Source organism: Acidovorax facilis (genome assembly GCF_050626955.1).
GTDB classification, from domain to species: domain Bacteria; phylum Pseudomonadota; class Gammaproteobacteria; order Burkholderiales; family Burkholderiaceae_C; genus Acidovorax; species Acidovorax facilis.
Window position 1 is genome coordinate 567384 of record NZ_CP192460.1, and the last position, 20208, is coordinate 587591.

Consider the following 20208-nt stretch of genomic DNA (forward strand, 5'->3'; position numbering starts at 1 on the left):
CTTAGCCCAGAACCGTCTGCGCGACGATGTTGCGTTGAACTTCATTGCTGCCACCGTAGATGGTGGTTTTGCGCAGGTTGAAGTAGGTGGACGCCAGCGGTGCGTTGGCGGTGACACCGCCGGGGAAGTTGCCCTGCCAGCCCGCCTCCATGGCCTCTTCGATGAAGGGCATGGCAAAGGGGCCGGCGGCCAGCATCATCAGCTCGGCGTAGCGCTGCTGGATCTCGCTGCCCTTGATCTTGAGCAGACCCGCGATGTCGAGCGAGTTCTTGCCCGACTTCTCGGCCGACAGCACGCGCAGCACCAGCATTTCCAGCGCGACGATGTCCACTTCAAGCAGTGCGATCTGGTCGCGGAAGCGCAGGTCATCCCACACGCCTTCGGTCTTGGCGATGCGCTTCAGGCGCTCAAGTTCGCGCTTGCTGCGGTTCACGTCGGCGATGTTGGTGCGCTCGTGGCTCAGCAGGTGCTTGGCGTAGGTCCAGCCCTTGTTCTCTTCGCCGATCAGGTTTTCGGCAGGCACTTCGACGTTGTCGAAGAACACTTCGTTCACCTCGCATTCGCCGTCCAGCAGCTTGATGGGGCGCACGGTGACGCCCTTGGACTTCATGTCGAGCAGCAGGAAGGAGATGCCGGTCTGGGGCTTGCCCTCGGTGCTGGTGCGCACCAGGTTGAACATCCAGTCGCCATGCTGGCCCAGGGTGGTCCAGGTTTTTTGGCCGTTGACGATGTATTTGTCGCCCACGCGTTCTGCACGGGTCTTGACGCTGGCCAGGTCCGAACCCGATCCGGGTTCGCTGTAGCCCTGGCTCCACCAGACTTCGCCGCTGGCGATGCCAGGCAAAAAGCGCTTTTGCTGCTCGGCGTTGCCAAACGCCATGATCACCGGGGCCACCATCACCGGGCCAAACGGCACGATACGGGGCGCGCCGGCCAGGGCGCATTCTTCTTCGAACAGGTGCTTTTGCACGGCCGTCCAGCCGGGGCCGCCAAACTCCTTGGGCCAGCCGAAGCCCAGCCAGCCTTTCTTGCCCAGGATCTTGGCCCAGCCCTGCAGATCGTCGCGGGTCAGGCGCAGGGCGTTGTGGACCTTGTGCGAAATTTCTTTCGGTAGATTAGCTTGAACCCAGGCGCGAATTTCTTCGCGGAACGCCTGTTCTTCGGGGGTGAATGCGAGATCCATCGGTTTGTCTCCAAGTGATCCGCATTTGTAGCACGGTCGTTCGTTTTAGTCCTGTCCGGGTGGCGACATCGGCGCGGAGTCTGGGGAAATGCCCAGTTCTGTACACAGCCGCTGCACCGTGGTGCGCAGGTTGGCCACCTCTGTCTCCAGTGCGTCCACCCGCGCTTGCAGTGCGGCAGACGTGCCGGTGCTTCCACCGCCGCCACTGCTGGGGGCTGACACACCGGCGCTGGTGTCTACAGGCCCACACATCAGATGCGCCCAACGCTGCTCGCGGGCACCCGGCGCGCGGGGCAACTGCACGACCAGCGGGCCGCCCTTTTCGGCGCTGCGCTCCTGCAGCTCGTCCAGAAAAGCTTCGACCGACGAAATGTCGGCAAAGCGGTACCAGCGCTCGGCGTTGATGCGCAGTTCACCCGCCGTCTGCGGGCCGCGCAGCATGAGCAGGCCCAGCAGCACGGCCGACTGCTCGGGCACGCCCACGCCGCGCTGAAAGTTGTGTTCCCAGCGTGTGGTGCGGTTGCCGCTGCTCTCAAACGCCAGCGTCAGCAGCTTGAGCGAATCCAGGGCTTCCTGCGCCTCGGCGTCACTCAGGTTCATCACCGGGTCGCGGCTGGTTTTCTGGTTGCAACCGGTGACCAGGCCGTTGAGCGACATGGGGTAGCTGTCGGGCACGGTGCGGGCCTTCTCCATCAGCGTGGCGAGCACGCGGGCTTCGTAGGGGGTGAGGGGGCGGGTGGCGGGATCGAAGGGCACTGGGATAATCCGTGGCAATTTATGAAGAACATCGTCATTCTGATCTCTGGCGGCGGCTCCAACATGGCCACCATCGTGCGTACCGCACAACAGGAGCACTGGGAGCAGCGCTACGGCGCCCGCGTCGCGGCCGTCATCAGCAACAAGCCCGATGCCGCCGGGCTGGTGTTTGCGCGGGAGCAGGGCATCGCTGCCGAGGCGCTGGACCACAAGGCCTTTGCCAGCCGCGAGGCGTTTGATGCCGAGCTGGCCGCCACCATCGACCGCCACCAGCCCGCCCTGGTGGTGCTGGCCGGGTTCATGCGCATCCTGACGCCCGGGTTTGTGGCGCACTACGCGGGGCGGCTCATCAATATCCACCCCTCGCTGCTGCCCGCCTTTACCGGGCTGCACACGCACCAGCGCGCGATTGATGCGGGCTGCAAATTTGCGGGCGTGACAGTGCACCAGGTGACGGCCGAGCTGGATGTGGGCCCCATCCTGGACCAGGCTGTGGTGCCGGTGCTGCCGGGCGACACGGCCGAGACGCTCTCAGCCCGTGTGCTCACGCAGGAACACGTGATCTACCCCCGGGCCGTGCGGGCGCTGATTCAGGCCTTGTAGTCCACAGGCTGATCGGTTTGGGAGCGTTCGGCTTTCGCCCCCCACAGGCCTTGGTGAGCTCAGGGGGTATATTTTTTGCTATTAAATTTGTAGCTAACTGCGCTTGTCCATGAAGCGATAGAGCCTATTTTTGTTCATATTTTCTGCTGCCAGATGGCTCCAAGATCCCGGCGCACGCAGCTCGTCAACTGACGGGCGAATCGCACCGCGTGGCCAGAAAACCTGCGGCTGGTGGCAAGCCAGCCCCTTCCTTTTGATCAGGCCATTGCGCTCAGGCTGCCGGTGATGGCGGGCGAATTCCAGTCATTGGCTGCCATTGCGTACTGCTGGCGCGCAAAGTCGGCCAGCCGCGCCAGGTCGTTGCGTTGGCTGGTGTCCGATGTTGATGCCTGGCTGGGGGGCTGCTGGAGCTGGCTGGTCAACTGGTCGATGAAAGTCTTGGATTCGCTGGCGCTGATGCTGGCGTCGCCATCGGTGTCGATGGCGTTGAACAGCGCGGTGATCGCGTCCTGCTCCACGCTGCTGGGGCTGCCAGCCAGCCGTTCTGTCAGCGAGACCTCACCATCCTTGTTGGTGTCCAGGGCGTCGTAGGTGGTGGTGCTGTCGGCGGAGGCACTTGCACCACCTGGGCCTCCGGGTGGCGGTGGCATGCCACCCATGGCCTGCATGCCGCCGCCTGCTTCACCCGCCGCGCCGGAAGGGCGGCCCGCGTCGAATTCGGCTTGGGTCAGGCTGCCGTCGCCGTCTGCATCCAGTTGGCTGAACACGTCGTCACTGCTGACGCCCACTTGGCTCGCCGTGCCGCCCGACATCGCATCCAGCAGGGCCTGCAGCTCGGTCTTGCTCACGGCGCCATCGCCGTCGCTGTCCACCTTGCCAAAGAGGTCGTCGCCCGCCTGGCCGGTGGCGGTGTCGCTGTCGCCCCGCGACTGGGCAAAAGCCATGGTGGACGGTGGCGGGGGCAACACGCTTTGCATCGTCTTGCCCAGCTCGTCGGCGTTGAGGTTGCCGTCCCCATTGCTGTCGTACTGCTTGACCAGGTCTGCAGCGCTGGTCTGGCTGCTGACGCCGGATTTTTGGGCCACATCGTCCAGAAGGCCCTGCAGTTCTGTGTCACTCACGCCGCCGTTGCGGTCGGCATCGATTTTGGACAGCAGCCGCTCCGGCGTGGGCGCCGGGCGTGATGCCCGCTGCACACTTGCACTGGACCAGGCACTGCTGACGCTACTGATGGTCGTCATCGTCGTTCCTTTCGCTCCAAGGGTGGGTCGGTGCCTGGTCCCCCAGAAGCGGGAGCCCTCAGCCATGGCCCTTGTCCATTCTTGGAGGTGCGTGTCTCCGGGGTTTGTCCGCTTTGTACCAAGGTCGATACAAAGGGCGTCCACAAGGACCAAACAATGGCGGAAATGCCCGCCAGATCGTCGCCAGCGGTGGTCTGGAGCTGCCTAAACTTGGGTTTCTTTTGCACTACAGAGCCCATGCAACACATCCTGGTGGTGGACGACGATGTGGAGATCACCACACTGCTCACCGAATACCTCGCCCGCTTTGGCCACGCCGCCCACGCGGCGTGTGATGCGGCGTCGATGCGTGCGCAGATGCTCGCGCACCCCATCGGCCTGGTGGTGCTGGACGTGATGCTGCCCGGCACCGACGGCATCACCCTCGCGCGGGAGCTGCGTGAACGCTCCCGGGTGCCCATCATCATGCTCACCGCCCGCGCAAACCCCTACGACTGCGTGCTGGGGCTGGAGATGGGGGCTGACGACTACATGGGCAAACCCTTCGAGCCGCGCGAGCTGGTGGCCCGCATCCAGACCGTGCTGCGCCGCACGCGCGGCGAGAGTGCCCCGGCCCGCCAGGAACCCGACGGGGTGGTGCGCTTTGATGGCTGGACGCTGCACAGCATCGAGCGGCACCTGGTATCCCCACAGGGTGTGGTGGTGCCGCTGTCCAACGCCGAATTTCGCCTGCTCTGCACCTTCTTGCGCATGCCGCGCCGCATTTTCAGCCGCGACCAGCTCATGGAGCAGGCGCGAGGCCGGGCCATGGACGCGTTCGAGCGCAGCATCGATCTGCTGGTCTCGCGCCTGCGCAGCAAGCTCTCGGACGACCCGCGCTCGCCCTCGATGATCCGCACTGTGCGGGGCGCCGGTTACGTGTTCAACGTGCAGTCGCTGCAGGGGCAGGTGGGATGGCCGCATTGATGGTTGCGCGCTGGCCTGCGGCGCTGCAGCGCTGGCTGCCTGACACCCTCTTTGGCCGGCTCGCTCTGCTGCTTATCGTGGCCGTCATCGTGAGCCATGTGCTGGCGCTGACTTTGATGTTTGAACTGCGCCCCGCGCACCCCGGGCACCCGCCTGGCCCGCAGCCCCCCGGGGTGGCAGCCGATGGGCAATCTTTGCGGTTGCCGCCGCCGGTGCGAGAGCAGGGCTTGTGGAATGCCCCGCCATCGCTGCAACTGGGGCTGCTGCTCGACATCAGCGTGCGGCTGGCGGCGCTGGTGGCAGTGGCCTGGTGGGCGGCACGCTGGCTGTCGCGCCCCATGCACCGGCTCGCCACGGCGGCGCAAGAGTTGGGCCGCGATATCGACCGGCCCCCGCTGCCCGAGGACGGCACGCTGGAATGCCGCGACGCCAGCCGTGTGTTCAACCAGATGCAGGCGCGCATCCGCCAGCAATTGGCCGAGCGCGACCGGTTTGTGGCGGCGGTGTCGCATGACCTGCGCACGCCGCTGACCCGGCTGCGCCTGCGCACCGAAAGCCTGGGCGATGTCCGCGCGCAGCAGCTGTTTCGCCGCGACATTGCCGAGATGGACGCCATGATCGCCTCCACGCTGGACTACCTGCGCGGCGTGGCTGGCGCCGAGGCCTGGGTGCTGCTGGATGTGCAGGCCCTGGCGGACAGCATGGCCGACGACCAGCTCGCCATGGGCCATCGGGTCACGGTGGCGGGGCAGGCGGCCCCGCTGCGGGTGCAGGCAGTGGCGCTGCGGCGCTGTCTGGACAACCTGGTGGGCAACGCGATTCGCTACGGCGGCAGTGCCGAGGTCACGCTGCACGATGCGGCCGACGCGCTGACCATCGAGGTACGCGACCATGGCCCGGGTTTGCCCTCCGAGGAATTGGAGCGGGTCATGGAGCCGTTTTACCGCGTGGAGGCCTCGCGCAACCGCCAGAGTGGCGGGTCCGGGCTGGGGCTCACCATTGCCAGCGATATCGTGCGGCGGCACGGGGGGAGGCTGGCCTTGCGCAATGCTGCGGGCGGTGGTTTGGTGGCAGCAGCCATTTTTCCGCGCACTGCGGCGTGAGCCCACTGGGCTCAGCCCGCTGGGGTTTCATCCCCGCATTTCTCAAACCGCGGCCGCATCACACCATCAATGAGCACCTGCTCTTCAAACATGGCGGCGGGTCGCACCCACAGCCCATGCTGGCCATAGAGCGCGCGGTACAGCGTCATGGACTCCAGCGTTTCGCTGTGGCGCACGGTATCAATCACCTCGTAGAGCATGCCCTTGTAGTGGCGGTACAGGCCGGGCGGTGTGCGAATGAGTGCTGGCAGGTCGTCGTCGGTCATGGTGGTGGGTGCGGGGTCGTGAGTGGTTAGGATGGCGGTTGAAAACAACCCAAGAGTGAGGGAAGCCCGTGGATCAGGCAGATTTTGTGCACCTGGTGCGCATGAGCGAGCATGCCAGTGCCGACAACAGCCGTGCATACCGCCGCAGTGTGGCCGCGTTTGCGGCGCTGGGCTATGCCTGGGTGCTGGGGTGCCTTGGGCTTGCGGCTGGCATTGTGCTGTGGGTGGTGCCGCAGTTGGTGCAGGGGAAGTTTCGCTTTGCCATGGTGTGGCTGCTGCTGGGGGCTGCGGGCCTGCTGTGGGTCAGCCTGCGGGCGCTGTGGGTGCGTTTTGACGCGCCTGAGGGCGTGGAGATCACGGCTCTGGAGGCACCGGAGCTTTTTGAGGCGCTGGAGCGCATCCGCCGCAAGATCAAGGGCCCTCCCATCCACAAGGTCACGCTGAACGACGAGTTCAATGCGAGCATCCAGCAGCTGCCCAAGTACGGCCTGCTGGGTGGCGCCGTTAACCACCTGAGCATCGGGCTGCCTTTGCTGATGGCGTTGGACCGGCCGCGTTTTCTCGCCGTGCTGGCACACGAATACGGCCACTTGCGCGGCGACCATGGCCGGTTTGCGGCCTGGATCTATCGCACCCGCCTGTCCTGGATGCGCCTGAACCACAGTCTGGCCGACGACGAAGGCCCGGTGGCCGCGGCCACGCAGGCGTTCATGCGCTGGTACTTTCCGCGCTTTTCGGCCAAGACGTTTGCGCTGGCCCGCCAGGATGAATACGAGGCCGACCGCATTGCGGGCAAGCTGCTGGGCCGTGATGTGACCGCCGCCGCCCTGGCCGAGATCGAGATCCGGGGCGCAGCGTTGCAGGCAGAGTTCTGGGGCAACCACTGGTGCGGTGCCGCTGGCAATCCGCTGCCGGTGGGGCCTTATCGCAGCATGCGCCGTTTCCTGGCCGAGGCCCCGGATGCCGCTTTTGCCAACGACGCACTGCGCCAAGCGCTCAAGCGTCTGAGCAGTGTGGACGACACCCACCCCGGCTTGCGGGACCGCATCGAAGCACTCGATGCCACGCCCACACTGCCCGACTGGTCGCGTGGCAATGCCTTGACCCTGCTGGGCGATGAGGCCAAACGGTGGGTCAAACACTTCGACAAGCAATGGTGCCGCGACAACGCGACGGAGTGGAAGCAGCACCACGCGTGGCTGGAACGTGTGCGCGCACGCGCCCAGGCGCTGCAGGCTTCCATCGCTCAGAACAGTGCGGCCGAGCTGGTGGAGCTGGCCCGCCTCAAGCGCCATCTGGACCCCCGTGCCGATGTGCGCGCCTTGTATGAGCTGGCGCTGGAGCGCAGCCCCGAGTACGCGCCCGCCCTGTGTGGACTGGTGCCTTGCCTGCCCGAGGACGATCGCGAAGGCAAGCTTCTGCTGCTGCACCGGGTGTGGGAAGCGGGCAGCAACGACCGCTACTGGGCCGCGCGCACCGCGCTGGCCGAGCTGGAAACTCCCCGCATGGGCATGGAGCATGATGCGGCGGCCTTCAAACAGTGGCGCAAGCGGCTGGAGCGCGCGCAGGAATCCGAAGAGCGCGCCTGGGAAGAGCTGTCGGGCACCTCCTTCTTTAGCCAGATCACGCGTCACGACCTGAGCCCCTTCGAACTGGCCGAGCTGCAATCGGAACTGGCCCGCTGTGCGCCCCTTGCCCGCTGCTGGCTAGTGCGCAAGAACCTGCGCGAGCATCCGCAGCGCCGTGCGTACCTGATCTTTGTCGAGCTGCCGGGGATGGACGATGAAAGCCGTTACCACCTGTGCCGCGCCCTGGAGCGCAATCTGAGCCTTCCCGGCCCCGCGCTGGCGCTGTGGGCGGGTGAATCGCCCAGCCTGAAGGAGATTCAGCGCTATGCGTTTGATCCGGTCTACACGCGTTGACAAACCGAACGGATCGATGCGGGTCGTTTGAAGGAGCCGTGTGGTTGGCTGTGGATCAGACCACAGTGGGACAATCGGGGGATGCATCCCAAAGTTCTTCTAGACGCCTGTGCCGAATTGGTCAGGCTCACCCTCACGTTTGAACACCCCGCCGATGCGGTGGTGTCACGATTCTTCCGCGACAACCGGGGCCTGGGCCCCCGCGAGCGGGCCACCCTGGCCGAAACGGTCTACACCGTGCTGCGCAAGAAGCTCCTGTTCGACCACATGGCGCCCTCGGGCTCGGGACCCAAGGAGCGCCGTCTGGCCATCCTGGGGTTTTACGGCCCGCGCGACTTCCTCAAGAGCGCACTGACCGACCAGGAAAAGAACTGGCTGGACCAGTGCGATGCGGTCACGGTCGATGACCTGATGGAGCGCCACCGTCACAACCTGCCCGAATGGCTGGTGAAGCCCCTCAAGGACCAGCTGGGCGACGGCTTCTGGCCGCTGGTGGAAAGCCTGGCACAGAGCGCCCCGCTGGATTTGCGCGTCAATGCCCTCAAAGACAAGCGTGCCGACGTACAAAAGGAGCTCGCCAAGGCCGGTATCAAGGCCAGCCCCACGCCGTATTCGCCCTGGGGCCTGCGCATTGACGACAAGCCTGCGCTGACCAAGCTGGATGCGTTCACGCGCGGTGCCATCGAGGTGCAGGATGAAGGCTCGCAGTTGCTGGCCCTGCTGCTTGACGCCAAGCGCGGCGAGATGGTGGTGGATTTTTGCGCAGGTGCAGGTGGAAAGACCCTGGCCATCGGCGCGGGCATGCGCAGCACCGGGCGCCTGTATGCGTTTGATGTCTCGGCGCACCGTCTGGATGCTCTGAAACCGCGCCTGGCCCGCAGCGGCCTGTCGAACGTGCACCCCGCCGCCATTGCCCACGAGCGCGATGACCGCGTCAAGCGGCTGGCGGGCAAGATAGACCGCGTGCTGGTCGATGCTCCGTGCTCGGGCCTGGGGACTCTGCGGCGGAACCCGGACCTCAAATGGCGCCAGTCGCCCAAAGCCATCGAAGAGCTGGTGGCCAAACAGACCGCCATTCTGGACAGCGCAGCGCGCCTGCTCAAGCCCGGCGGCCGTCTGGTGTATGCCACCTGCAGCATCCTGCCGCAGGAAAACGAGGCCATCGCAGAGGCATTCAGCGCATCGCACCCGGACTTTGAACTGCTCGACGCGGGCGAACTGCTGGAGCAGCTCAAGGTGGAGGGGGCCAAGGGTCTGTGCAGCGGTGGTGAGTCGGGCAGTGGTTATTTGCGCCTGTGGCCCCATGTGCACCAAACGGATGGGTTCTTTGCCGCAATCTGGTCCAAAAAGGCCTGACTTGGCGTTCTAAAGGCGCTAAATCAGCGTAAATACCATGGATACCCCCGAACCTATTTCGTGGGGACCACTCTAAAATCAGATACCCGGTCCGTTGGCGAACGGGTTCTCTGTAGAAGTAAGGCTTTCTGAATATGCTGTTACCCGATTGGGCCGTACTGAACGCTGCCATTGACTGGCTGGGCCATGGGTTGTGGAACCTGGCTTGGTGGCAGATCATTCTGTACACACTGGCGACGACCCACATCACCATTGCGGCGGTCACGATTTTCCTGCACCGCGCGCAGGCGCACCGCGCGCTGGACTTGCACGCCATCCCTTCGCACTTTTTCCGCTTCTGGCTGTGGATCGGTACGGGCATGGTCACCAAGGAATGGGTCGCTATCCACCGCAAACACCACGCCAAGTGCGAAACCGTGGACGACCCCCACAGCCCCCAGACCCGGGGGCTGGACACCGTGATGTGGCGTGGCGCCGAGCTGTACCGCGCCGAGTCCAAGAACCAGGAGACGATGAAGAAGTTCGGCCACGGCACGCCCGATGACTGGATGGAGCGCAACGTCTACACCCGTTACGGCTGGCAGGGTGTGGGCCTCATGCTGATCCTGAACCTTGCACTGTTCGGCGCTCTGGGCGCCGCAGTGTGGGCGGTGCAGATGCTCTGGATTCCGTTCTGGGCGGCGGGTGTGGTCAACGGTGTGGGCCACTACTGGGGCTACCGCAACTTTGAGGCGCAGGATGCCAGCACCAACCTCTCGCCCTGGGGCATCATCATTGGCGGCGAAGAGCTGCATAACAACCACCATACCTATCCCACGTCGGCCAAGTTCTCGGTCAAGCCGTATGAGTTCGACATCGGCTGGGTCTACATCACCATGATGAAGAAGATTGGCTGGGCCACGGTCAAGAAGGTGCCGCCCAAGCTCCAGTTGGGTGACGTCAAGCCTGTGGCCGATGAAAAGACGCTGGAGGCCCTGATTGCCAACCGCTATGAGGTGATGGCTGGCTATGCACGTGGCGTGCGCCAGGCCTGCAAGGACGAAATCGCAGCGCTCAAGGCACGCAATGCCGATGCCTCGGTGCTCCAGGCCGCCAAGCGCTGGCTGCACCGCGATGCCGAGAAGGTGCCGGCCATCGCATTGCCGCAACTGGCCCAGGCCCGTGCCGCGCACCCCGCGCTCGACAAGATGGTCACCATGCGCGAAGAGCTGCGCCAGCTGTGGCTCAACACCTCGCAATCGCGCGAGCAGCTCACCGCGGACCTGCAAGCCTGGTGCCGCCGCGCGGAAGAAAGCGGTATAGCCGCCCTGCGTGAGTTCTCGCTACGGCTGCGTGCGGCGCAGGCCTGAAGCGGGCCGCGCATTGCCCAAGGCCTTGCCATCTGGCAAGGCCTTTTTCTTTGGTGCAGCGGTTACCGCATTGCGGGCACCTTGCCAAAAGCGCGGTTCTTTGCGGTTTTGTCCCGGCCTGCAAAGGCTGAGCGCAGCAGGTGCCGTACTTGGTGCCAAAGTCCCGGCCTGGGAGTGCCTTCGATCACCTGGATCTCAGAGCGGCAGTGCAGGGCGTTGCCCACCTGCACCCAGGCGGCCTTGGTGTTCCAGCCCTCTGGCAGATGTTCGCCCGCCACAAGCCGCATTTGCGGCAGAGTGTGCAACGCGAGCTCACAGTCTCGTGGAGCAAAGCGAAGTGATACCTCTCCCTGAGTGGTGTGCAGTGCGCTGCCGGGCGGCAGGCACAGCCACAGGCTCTGGCCGGGTGTGAGGCCTAAGGTGACTGCGGCCGATGGGGTGGTGGGCGGGATGGTGGTTGGATTGCGCTGTGGCATGGTGCGGGGCTCCTGAAGGAAGGGCTGCTGTGAGGCTGTAGCGTAAAAAAAGCAGCGTTGCCCCGGCAGGTACACGGCGGTGCAGGAACGGGTAGAACAGCGCAGATTACTGGCGTGCTGTTATGGTCCGATCTGTGCGTTCCTGTATCTGTACCCGCAGAGAGGGCTCGGGCACGATGCGCCTCTAGGCTTCTGAGCCTGCGCCACGGCTCGGCAGCAGTACCCCATACCCGCCATGTCACATTCTTCCGATTCGCGGGATGCCCCGCTCTACCGCCAACTGGCAGCTTTGTACGAACAGGCCATAGCCGCTGGCAGCCTGACGCCTGGCATGCGCATGCCGTCGGTGCGGGAGCTGTGCCAGCGGCACCAAGTGAGCCTGACCACCGCGCTGCAGGTGTTGCGGCATCTCGAATCCCTGGGCTGCGTGGAGGCGCGCGAGCGGGTGGGCTACTTTGTGCGGGAGCCGGGCGATGTGGCGTTGCCCCGGGCGCGCGAGCCCGAGTTGCACGAGCCGCTGGCCCACGACCCGCGGGTGTTTGCGGGCATCAACGAGCGCATTTCCGGTTTTCTCGAAAAAGCCCGCCGTGCAGGCCCGCTGCCGCTGGACTTAGGCAGCGCCATGCCCGCGCCGAGCCTGTTTGATGCGGCTGCGCTCAACCGCCTGGCCCACGGCCTGTTGCGTGAGCAACCCGACGTCCTGGTGTACGGCCCGTCCGCGCCCACCACCCACCCCGAATTCCAGCAGGCCATGGCCCGGCATGCGCTCACCTTCGGCGTGTGTGTCGCGCCAGCCGACATTGGAGCAACACTTGGCAACTCCGAAGCGGTGAACCTGGCGCTGGACGCCGTCGCCGAGCCGGGCGACGTGATTGCCGTCGAATCACCCACCTTCTTTGGCATCCTGCAGGCCATCGAGGTGCGGGGGCTGCGCGCGCTGGAGATCCCCTGCAGCCCGCACACCGGCATGTCGCTCGAAGCCCTGGAACTGGCCGCGCGCAACGAACCACGGCTCAAGGGTGTTGTGGTGGTGCCCCACCTGCAGATGCCGCAGGGAAGCGTGATGCCCGATGCGCACAAGGAGCGACTGGTGGCTCTGTGCGTGGAGCATGGCTTAGCCCTCATCGAGGACGACATCTACCGGGAGTTCGTGGAGTCGCCGCACGTGCTGCGGCCCGCCAAGGCCTGGGACCGGCAGGGCGATGCCGGGCAGGTGATCTATTGCGCATCGCTCAGCAAGAGCTTTGCACCCGGCTTGCGCCAGGGCTGGATGAGCGCGGGGCGCTGGCAGGCCCGTGTGCAGATGATCAAGTTCGCTCGCACGCGCAACATGCAGACCTGGTCGCAGCTGTTAGCGGCGCGCAGTGTGGACTCTCCGGCCTACGAGCGCCACATGCGCCGCATGCGGGCGCAGCTGCGCATCCAGCGAGAACAGGCGGCGAGGGCCGTAGCGCGCTACTTTCCCATGGGCACACGCCTGAGCCTGCCGCCGGGTGGCCTGAGCCTGTGGCTGGAGCTGCCGGTCGGCATCTCTTCCACGCGCCTGTACGACGAGGCGCTGCAAAACGGTATCCGTGTGGCCCCGGGCCCCATGTTCTCCAACACCGGGCGGTATGAGCACTTCTTGCGGCTGAGCTGTGGGATGCCGTTCACGGCCGAAGTGGAGGCGGGCTACCGCACGCTGGGCGCCTTGCTGGCTGCACAGATGGCCGAGTTGCCCGTGCCGCGCAAGGTTGCTTGAGCAAAGAGTCTGGGTGAAAGGTCTGCGCAGTAGGCATAAAAAAACCGCCCTGGACGGGCGGTTTTTTTGAGGGAACGGGCCGAATTACTTCAGCTTCATTTCCTTGTATTCCACATGCTTGCGAGCTTTTGGATCAAATTTCATGATCAGCATTTTCTCGGGCATGGTCTTCTTGTTCTTGGTCGTGGTGTAGAAGTGGCCGGTACCCGCAGTGGATTCCAGCTTGATCTTGTCGCGTCCGCCTTTGCTTGCCATGGTGCTTCTCCTTAAGCCTGACCACGGGCGCGCAGGTCTGCGAGCACCGAGTCGATACCGTTCTTGTCGATCAAACGCAGGGCAGCGCTCGAAACACGCAGGCGAACCCAGCGATTTTCGGTCTCGACCCAGAAACGGCGGTATTGCAGGTTCGGCAGGAACCGGCGCTTGGTTTTGTTGTTGGCGTGGGAAACGTTGTTCCCGACCATGGGCTTCTTGCCCGTTACGTCGCAGACGCGTGCCATGAGGACACTCCGATACTTTTTAACGGCCGCTCGCTGGGCCCTGGGCTTGTTTGCCCAGGTTGGCTTGCGGCCTCACCTCGCCAGAAAGGGTGGCGGTAACCCGATTGATTTGCCTGTTTCGGAGGACCGCAAAAACGGGCCGAATTCAGCAAAGCCACAGATTATAGCCTGCTGCCCAGTTTTTCATCAAGACTCTTGTTCCAGGAAGCGCTGGGCGTCCAGTGCCGCCATGCAGCCCGTGCCTGCGCTGGTGATCGCTTGGCGGTACACATGGTCCTGCACATCGCCTGCGGCAAACACGCCGGGCACGCTGGTCTGGGTGGCAAAACCCTTGAGCCCACCCTGGGTGATGATGTAGCCGTTCTCCATCTCCAGCTGACCCTGGAAAATCTCGGTGTTGGGGGCATGGCCAATGGCGATGAAGCAGCCCTGCAGCTTGATGTCTTCCGTGCTGCCGTCCTTGGTGCTCTTGATGCGGATGCCGGTCACGCCCGTGTTGTCGCCCAGCACTTCGTCGAGCGTGTGAAATAGCTTGAGCTCGATCTTGCCGGCCGCGACCTTTTCGTTGAGCTTGTCCACCAAGATGGGCTCGGCCTTGAACTTGTCGCGTCGGTGCACCAGGGTGACCTTGCGGGCGATGTTCGACAGGTACAGCGCTTCTTCTACCGCCGTATTGCCGCCACCGACCACGCAGACGTCCTGCTCGCGGTAGAAGAAGCCGTCGCAGGTGGCGCAGCCCGACACGCCTTTGCCCATGAAGGCCTCTTCGGAAGGCAGGCCCAGGTACTTGGCCGATGCGCCAGTGGCCAGGATCAGCGCATCGCAGGTGTAGGTGCCGCTGTCGCCGGTGAGGGTGAAGGGGCGCTGGCTGAAATCGACCTTGTTGATGTGGTCAAAGATGATCTGGGTCTTGAAGCGCTCGGCGTGCTCCAGAAAGCGCTGCATCAGCTCCGGCCCCTGCACGCCATGCACGTCGGCCGGCCAGTTGTCCACCTCGGTCGTGGTCATCAGCTGGCCACCCTGGGCCATGCCGGTGATGAGCACCGGGTTCAGGTTGGCGCGGGCGGCATAAACCGCTGCGGTGTAGCCCGCAGGGCCAGAGCCAAGGATCAGAACTTTCGCGTGTTGGGTGGTGGACATGGTAAAAGCCTGTGTTTTGCGCCTGCTACATGCGGCGCTGTTGGGGAAGCTGGGGGTTGAACTGGCAAGTATCAACCGTGCACCGCTCACGCGAGCGGTCCCTTTTTCAATCACGGCGATTGTAAGAACCCATTGATACCCCTTGCACAACCCGTGCGGCTCCGGTTGGGTCGCTCTAGAGAGGAGTTTTCATGTCGACGATGTTGTCCAACCTGGACCTGCTGCGCCGGGTGCCCTTGTTTTCGCTGCTCACGGTGGCCCAGGCCGAGGTGATCAGTGGTGCGGTGATCAAGCGCCGCTTCAAGCGTGGCGAGGCGCTGGTGGAGCAAGGGCAAAAATCCAACGCCCTGTTCATCCTGCTCACGGGGCGCGCCCGCGTGATGACATCGGACAGCCGGGGGCGTGAGGTGATTTTGGCCACCCTCGCGCAGGGCGACTACCTCGGCGAGATGAGCATCATCGACAACGAACCCCACTCGGCCACGGTGCGTGCCGAGGTGCAGACCGATGTGCTCATGCTCGGGCGCGCAGAGTTCGCGCGTTGCCTCACAGAGAACGCCTCCATGTCGCTGGTGGTGATGCGGGGGCTGGTCAAGCGCCTGCGCCATGCCGACCGCAAGATTGAGTCACTGGCGTTGCTGGATGTGTATGGGCGTGTGGCCCATGCGCTGCTGGACTTTGCGGTGCCAGACGCTCAGGGCCAGTTGGTGATCAAAGACAAAATCTCCCGGCAGGACCTGGCCAAGATGGTGGGCGCCTCCCGCGAGATGGTCAGCCGCGTGATGAAAGATTTGGAAGAGCGTGGCTTTATCGAGGCATTGCCCAGTGGCGCCACTGTGCTCAAGGACCGATTGAACGCGTTGAGTTAGCAACGCTTCAGCCCGGGTGTCATGCCCGGGGGGCTTGCGGTAAGCTCGCCCGGCACGCTTATGACCTATTCCCTCAATACCCTGAATGCATCGGCTGCGGCGAAGTCGCCGCCGCGTACGGGCGCTGCCCGTTTTGGCCACGAAATTGGCCTGATGGTGGGGCTGCTGGCCCTGGTTTTCTGGTTGCTGGCCCTGCTGAGCTATTCCGCGCAGGATGCCGCTTGGTCCACCTCGGGCGCCCGGGGTGGGCGTTTGGTCGCCAACTGGGCAGGCCGGTTTGGTGCGTGGCTGGCCGATGGCAGCTACTTTGCACTGGGTTTTTCGGTGTGGTGGTGTGTGGCGGCCGGTGTGCGGGCCTGGTTGTCGTCGCTGGCGCGGTGGATGCGCGGCGGCGAATCGGCCCCGGGCGCGGCAAGCCCGATGCGCAGGCGGGCCATGTTCTGGGTGGGGCTGGTGGTGCTGATGTGTGCCAGCACTGCGCTGGAGTGGTCGCGCCTGTACCGGTTTGAAGCGTTCCTGCCGGGGCATGCTGGTGGCGTGCTGGGCTACATCACGGGGCCTGCCAGTGTGAAGTGGCTGGGTTTTACGGGTTCGGGCCTGCTGGCGATCGTGCTGGCTGTGCTGGGGGCGGCGCTGGTGTTCCGTTTCTCCTGGGGCCATGTCGCGGAAATTGTGGGAGGGCGCATCGACGCATTGGTGCAGTCGCGCCTGGCCAAGCGCGAAGTGGCCAAGGATGTGGCTGTGGGCCGCAAGGCCGCGCGCGAGCGTGAAGTGGTGGTGCTCGAGGAACGCACCGAGAGCGAGGTGCACCACCCCCAACCGATCCAGATCATCGAACCCGTGCTGGTAGACGTGCCGCAGAGCACCCGCGTGGTGAAGGAGCGCCAGAAGCCGCTGTTCACCGAGATGCCCGACAGCAAGCTGCCACTGGTGGACCTGCTCGATGGCCCGCTGCAGCGCCAGGAAACCGTGGCGCCCGAGACGCTGGAGATGACCAGCCGCCTTATCGAGAAAAAACTCAAGGACTTTGGCGTGGAAGTGCGCGTGGTCGCGGCCATGCCCGGACCGGTGATCACGCGCTACGAAATCGAGCCCGCCACCGGCGTGAAGGGCTCGCAGATTGTGGGCCTGGCCAAGGACCTGGCGCGTTCGCTGAGCTTGGTGTCGATTCGCGTGGTGGAGACCATCCCCGGCAAGAACTTCATGGCGCTGGAGCTGCCCAACGCCAAGCGCCAGTCCATCCGTCTGTCCGAAATCCTGGGCTCGCAGGTCTACCACGAGGCCAAGAGCATGCTCACCATGGGCCTGGGCAAGGACATCGTGGGCAACCCAGTGGTGGCAGACCTTGCCAAGATGCCGCACGTGCTGGTGGCTGGTACCACGGGCTCGGGCAAGTCGGTGGGGATCAACGCGATGATCCTGTCGCTCTTGTACAAGGCCGAGGCGCGCGATGTGCGCCTCCTGATGATCGACCCCAAAATGCTGGAAATGTCGGTCTACGAAGGTATTCCGCACCTGCTGGCGCCTGTGGTCACCGACATGAAGCAGGCGGCGCATGGCCTGAACTGGTGCGTGGCCGAGATGGAGCGGCGCTACAAGCTCATGTCCAAACTGGGCGTGCGCAACCTGGCGGGCTACAACGTCAAGATCGATGAAGCCAAGGCGCGCGAGGAGTTCATCTACAACCCCTTCAGCCTGACGCCCGAAGAGCCCGAACCGCTGCAGCGCCTGCCGCACATCGTGGTCATCATCGACGAGCTTGCCGACCTGATGATGGTGGTGGGCAAGAAGATCGAAGAGCTGATCGCCCGCCTGGCGCAGAAGGCGCGTGCCGCGGGCATCCACCTGATCCTGGCCACGCAGCGCCCCAGTGTGGATGTGATCACCGGCCTGATCAAGGCCAACATTCCCACCCGTATCGCGTTCTCGGTGGGCTCCAAGATCGACAGCCGCACCATCCTCGACCAGATGGGCGCTGAGGCCCTGCTGGGCATGGGCGACATGCTCTACATGGCCAGCGGCACGGGCCTGCCGATCCGGGTGCATGGTGCCTTCGTGTCGGACGAAGAAGTACACCGTGTCGTCAGTTACCTCAAGGAACAAGGGGAGCCGGACTACATAGAGGGCGTGCTCGAAGGCGGAACTGTGGATGGCGAGGGTGATCTGTCAGGGGAGGGCGGTGGTGGCGAAGGGGGCGAGAAGGACCCCATGTACGACCAGGCCGTCGAAGTGGTGCTCAAGGACCGCAAGGCCAGCATCTCGTACGTGCAGCGCAAGCTGCGCATTGGCTACAACCGCTCGGCGCGGCTGCTGGAAGACATGGAAAAGGCGGGCCTCGTGAGTGGCCTGACCACCAGCGGTCAGCGCGAAGTGCTGGTTCCCGCGCGCAGCGAATGACAAGGGCAGGGCGATGAGCCCAGCCCGTGCCCCACAGGAGTTCCTTTTGAAAAAGACCGTTACTGCAATTTTGATAGCTGCCAGCGCAACGCTGGCAAGCGCTGATGGCTTGAAAAGCCTTGAATCGTTCATGAAGGGCACACAAACGGGCAAGGCGGATTTCACGCAGACCGTGACTTCGCCCCCCAAGGACGGCCAGACCGCGCGCACCAAGACATCGAGCGGCAGTTTTGAATTCCAGCGCCCCGGGCGTTTCAAGTTCGTCTACAAGAAACCCTTCGAGCAGACCATCGTGGCCGATGGCCAGACCCTGTGGCTGTACGACGTGGACCTGAACCAGGTCACCCAGCGTTCGCAGTCACAGGCGCTGGGCAGCACGCCCGCCGCGCTGCTCGCATCGGCCCCCGACCTGTCGGCGCTCAAGGCCGAGTTCACGCTCGAAGCAGCGCCTGAGCAGGATGGCCTGCAGTGGGTGCTGGCCAGCCCCAAGACCAAGGATGGTCAGCTCAAGAGCGTGCGCGTGGGTTTTGCGGGTGAGCAACTGGCGGCTCTCGACATTCTGGACAGCTTTGGCCAGCGCTCCCTGATTCGTTTCAATGGCATGCAGGCCAACGCAGCGCTGCCCGCCAGCACCTTCCAGTTCAAGCCGCCCGCTGGAGCGGATGTGGTGAAACAGTAAGTTGCTGCGAAAAAGATAGCTGCCAGCGCTTATCAGATAAGCGCTAGAGGCCAATTTGGCTTAAAAACCAGCGTGATGTAGACAGGATACGAACATGGCAGCACGCAGTGCCTCCGCAGCACCTTCCCAGGCCCACTCCTCGGCCCACCAGCCCCTGGCCGAGCGCCTGCGGCCCCGCACGCTGGGCGAGGTGATCGGGCAGCAGCATGTGCTGGGCCCGGGCATGCCGCTGCGGCTCGCGTTCGAATCGGGCCGCCCGCACAGCTGCATCCTCTGGGGCCCGCCGGGTGTGGGCAAGACGACCATCGCACGCCTGATGGCCGATGCCTTTGACGCGCAGTTCATCAGCATCAGTGCCGTGCTGGGCGGGGTCAAGGACATCCGCGAAGCGGTCGAACGTGCCGAGGCCGCGCGTGATGGTCTGATGCAGCAGCGCACGATCGTCTTCGTGGATGAAGTGCACCGCTTCAACAAGAGCCAGCAAGATGCCTTCTTGCCGCATGTGGAGAGCGGGTTGTTTACCTTCATTGGTGCAACCACCGAAAACCCGTCGTTCGAGGTGAACTCGGCGCTGCTTTCCCGCGCCGCCGTGTACGTGCTGCAGCCGCTGTCCGAACAGGATTTGAAGCAAATAGTGGCTCTGGCGCAGGCGGAGAAAGCGCTACCAGCTATCGAAGATGTAGCAATTGACCGCCTGGTGGCCTACGCCGATGGCGATGCCCGCAGATTGCTCAACACACTCGAAACCCTGGCCATGGCGGCCACGCAGGAAAAGCTGTCCGAGATCACCGACGCCTGGCTGCTCAAGGTGCTGGGCGAGCGCATGCGCCGCTATGACAAGGGCGGCGAGCAGTTCTACGACACCATCAGCGCGTTGCACAAGTCGGTGCGCGGCTCCGACCCCGACGCTGCGCTGTACTGGCTGGTGCGCATGCTCGACGGCGGTGCCGACCCGCGCTACATGGCGCGCCGCCTGGTGCGCATGGCCAGCGAGGACATCGGCCTGGCCGACCCGCGTGCGCTGCGCCTGGCGCTGGACGCGACCGAGGTATACGAGCGCCTGGGCAGCCCCGAGGGTGAGCTGGCCCTGGCCGAATGTGTGGTGTACCTGGCCGTGGCGCCCAAGTCCAACGCGGTCTACAAGGCCTACAACGCAGCCCGCGCCTGGGTGAAGCAGGACGGCACCCGCCCCGTGCCCATGCACCTGCGCAACGCACCAACACAGCTCATGAAACAGCTTGAATACGGCAAGGGCTACCGCTACGCGCACGACGAAGAGGGCGGCTTCGCCGCAGGCGAAAACTACCTGCCCGAGGGCATGCCGGAGCCCGGTTTTTACGCGCCGGTGGAGCGTGGGCTCGAAATCAAGATTGCACAGAAATTGCGTGAGCTGCGTGCGCGCAATGTTTCAGCCGATCTGGAGGATGGGCCGGACGAAAAGTCCTGAACCTCTGCCCGTGGGAGCCGCACCCCGCGTCATGCTGATTTGGCATGAGGCTGGTAATAAGTTCGCACATCAATTTTCCTGCTTGCATCATGTGAGCTTATGGATTGCGTTGCCCGCTGATGTGCCGCCAACCCGAGGGAAAACCCCGCCCGGCTTGGTGGGGGCCGCTTGTGACTACTCGCTACAATCCCGTCCACAAACCCGCACAGCTGCA

19 protein-coding genes are annotated in these 20208 nt (G+C 64.4%); 11 read left to right on the top strand and 8 right to left on the bottom strand.

The window, feature by feature from the left end:
• Position 1: 1 nt before the first annotated feature.
• A complete protein-coding gene (locus ACQ4MJ_RS02565; protein ID WP_008905006.1) occupies positions 2-1183 on the bottom strand; it encodes an acyl-CoA dehydrogenase family protein in 1182 nt (393 codons plus the stop codon).
• Between the two features lie 45 nt (positions 1184-1228).
• Positions 1229-1939 carry a YceH family protein gene (locus tag ACQ4MJ_RS02570; protein ID WP_431150249.1) on the bottom strand — a complete coding sequence of 237 codons (711 nt, stop codon included), beginning with the start codon at positions 1937-1939 and terminating at the stop codon, positions 1229-1231.
• 21 nt (positions 1940-1960) lie between these two features.
• Between ACQ4MJ_RS02570 and purN the strand changes: the two genes are divergently transcribed.
• Positions 1961-2542, top strand: a complete 582-nt coding sequence (purN, locus tag ACQ4MJ_RS02575; protein ID WP_431150247.1) for a phosphoribosylglycinamide formyltransferase — start codon at positions 1961-1963, stop codon at positions 2540-2542.
• A gap of 257 nt (positions 2543-2799) precedes the next feature.
• Here the strand turns inward: purN and xopAW are convergent, their stop codons facing one another.
• Complete coding sequence (gene xopAW / locus ACQ4MJ_RS02580) at positions 2800-3783, bottom strand: XopAW family type III secretion system calcium-binding effector (RefSeq protein WP_431150244.1); 984 nt, start codon at positions 3781-3783, stop codon at positions 2800-2802.
• A 237-nt stretch (positions 3784-4020) separates the two neighbouring features.
• Here xopAW and ACQ4MJ_RS02585 point away from each other — a divergent pair, with 237 nt between their 5' ends.
• Both ACQ4MJ_RS02585 and ACQ4MJ_RS02590 read left to right on the top strand, forming a co-directional pair.
• A complete protein-coding gene (locus ACQ4MJ_RS02585) occupies positions 4021-4749 on the top strand; it encodes a response regulator (RefSeq protein WP_431150242.1) in 729 nt (242 codons plus the stop codon).
• A complete protein-coding gene (locus ACQ4MJ_RS02590) occupies positions 4737-5852 on the top strand; it encodes an ATP-binding protein (protein ID WP_431150239.1) in 1116 nt (371 codons plus the stop codon). Before ACQ4MJ_RS02585 ends, ACQ4MJ_RS02590 begins: the two co-directional genes overlap by 13 nt.
• An 11-nt stretch (positions 5853-5863) precedes the next feature.
• Here ACQ4MJ_RS02590 and ACQ4MJ_RS02595 read toward each other — a convergent pair whose 3' ends face one another.
• The gene (locus ACQ4MJ_RS02595; RefSeq protein ID WP_431150238.1) at positions 5864-6118 is read right to left on the bottom strand and encodes a DUF1653 domain-containing protein; all 255 of its coding nucleotides are present in this window, start codon (positions 6116-6118) and stop codon (positions 5864-5866) included.
• Positions 6119-6186: 68 nt separating this feature from the next.
• On the opposite strand from ACQ4MJ_RS02595, the gene ACQ4MJ_RS02600 reads away from it, so the two are divergent.
• The 3 genes from ACQ4MJ_RS02600 (at position 6187) to ACQ4MJ_RS02610 (ending at position 10745) form a co-directional block, all read left to right on the top strand.
• On the top strand, positions 6187-8040 hold the full coding sequence (locus tag ACQ4MJ_RS02600; protein WP_431150235.1) for a M48 family metalloprotease: 1854 nt from the start codon (positions 6187-6189) through the stop codon (positions 8038-8040).
• Positions 8041-8121: 81 nt separating this feature from the next.
• Positions 8122-9396, top strand: a complete 1275-nt coding sequence (locus ACQ4MJ_RS02605; protein WP_306554096.1) for an RsmB/NOP family class I SAM-dependent RNA methyltransferase — start codon at positions 8122-8124, stop codon at positions 9394-9396.
• A gap of 134 nt (positions 9397-9530) precedes the next feature.
• Positions 9531-10745, top strand: a complete 1215-nt coding sequence (locus ACQ4MJ_RS02610) for a DesA family fatty acid desaturase (RefSeq protein WP_121505663.1) — start codon at positions 9531-9533, stop codon at positions 10743-10745.
• A 62-nt stretch (positions 10746-10807) separates the two neighbouring features.
• On the opposite strand, the gene ACQ4MJ_RS02615 is transcribed toward ACQ4MJ_RS02610, so the two are convergent.
• Positions 10808-11221 carry a hypothetical protein gene (locus ACQ4MJ_RS02615; RefSeq protein WP_431150233.1) on the bottom strand — a complete coding sequence of 138 codons (414 nt, stop codon included), beginning with the start codon at positions 11219-11221 and terminating at the stop codon, positions 10808-10810.
• A gap of 235 nt (positions 11222-11456) precedes the next feature.
• Here ACQ4MJ_RS02615 and ACQ4MJ_RS02620 point away from each other — a divergent pair, with 235 nt between their 5' ends.
• Positions 11457-12962: a PLP-dependent aminotransferase family protein gene (locus ACQ4MJ_RS02620; RefSeq protein ID WP_121505665.1), complete on the top strand. Its 1506-nt coding sequence runs from the start codon at positions 11457-11459 to the stop codon at positions 12960-12962.
• 84 nt (positions 12963-13046) lie between these two features.
• On the opposite strand, the gene rpmG is transcribed toward ACQ4MJ_RS02620, so the two are convergent.
• From rpmG to trxB, 3 genes are all read right to left on the bottom strand, one after another.
• Positions 13047-13217 carry a 50S ribosomal protein L33 gene (gene rpmG / locus ACQ4MJ_RS02625; protein WP_008904999.1) on the bottom strand — a complete coding sequence of 57 codons (171 nt, stop codon included), beginning with the start codon at positions 13215-13217 and terminating at the stop codon, positions 13047-13049.
• An 11-nt stretch (positions 13218-13228) separates the two neighbouring features.
• Positions 13229-13462, bottom strand: coding sequence for a 50S ribosomal protein L28 (gene rpmB / locus ACQ4MJ_RS02630; RefSeq protein WP_007859763.1), 234 nt, complete (start codon positions 13460-13462; stop codon positions 13229-13231).
• Between the two features lie 186 nt (positions 13463-13648).
• Entirely contained in the window at positions 13649-14602 is a 954-nt protein-coding gene (trxB, locus tag ACQ4MJ_RS02635) for a thioredoxin-disulfide reductase (RefSeq protein ID WP_055403077.1), read from the bottom strand.
• 191 nt (positions 14603-14793) lie between these two features.
• On the opposite strand from trxB, the gene ACQ4MJ_RS02640 reads away from it, so the two are divergent.
• From ACQ4MJ_RS02640 to ACQ4MJ_RS02655, 4 genes are all read left to right on the top strand, one after another.
• Positions 14794-15471, top strand: coding sequence for a Crp/Fnr family transcriptional regulator (locus ACQ4MJ_RS02640; RefSeq protein ID WP_121505666.1), 678 nt, complete (start codon positions 14794-14796; stop codon positions 15469-15471).
• 60 nt (positions 15472-15531) lie between these two features.
• Positions 15532-17868 (top strand): DNA translocase FtsK, encoded by a 2337-nt coding sequence (locus ACQ4MJ_RS02645; protein WP_431150229.1) that lies wholly within the window; start codon positions 15532-15534, stop codon positions 17866-17868.
• Positions 17869-17914: 46 nt separating this feature from the next.
• Positions 17915-18547, top strand: coding sequence for an outer membrane lipoprotein chaperone LolA (lolA, locus tag ACQ4MJ_RS02650; RefSeq protein WP_218300475.1), 633 nt, complete (start codon positions 17915-17917; stop codon positions 18545-18547).
• 94 nt (positions 18548-18641) lie between these two features.
• Entirely contained in the window at positions 18642-19994 is a 1353-nt protein-coding gene (locus ACQ4MJ_RS02655; protein ID WP_431150227.1) for a replication-associated recombination protein A, read from the top strand.
• Positions 19995-20208 lie beyond the last annotated feature (214 nt).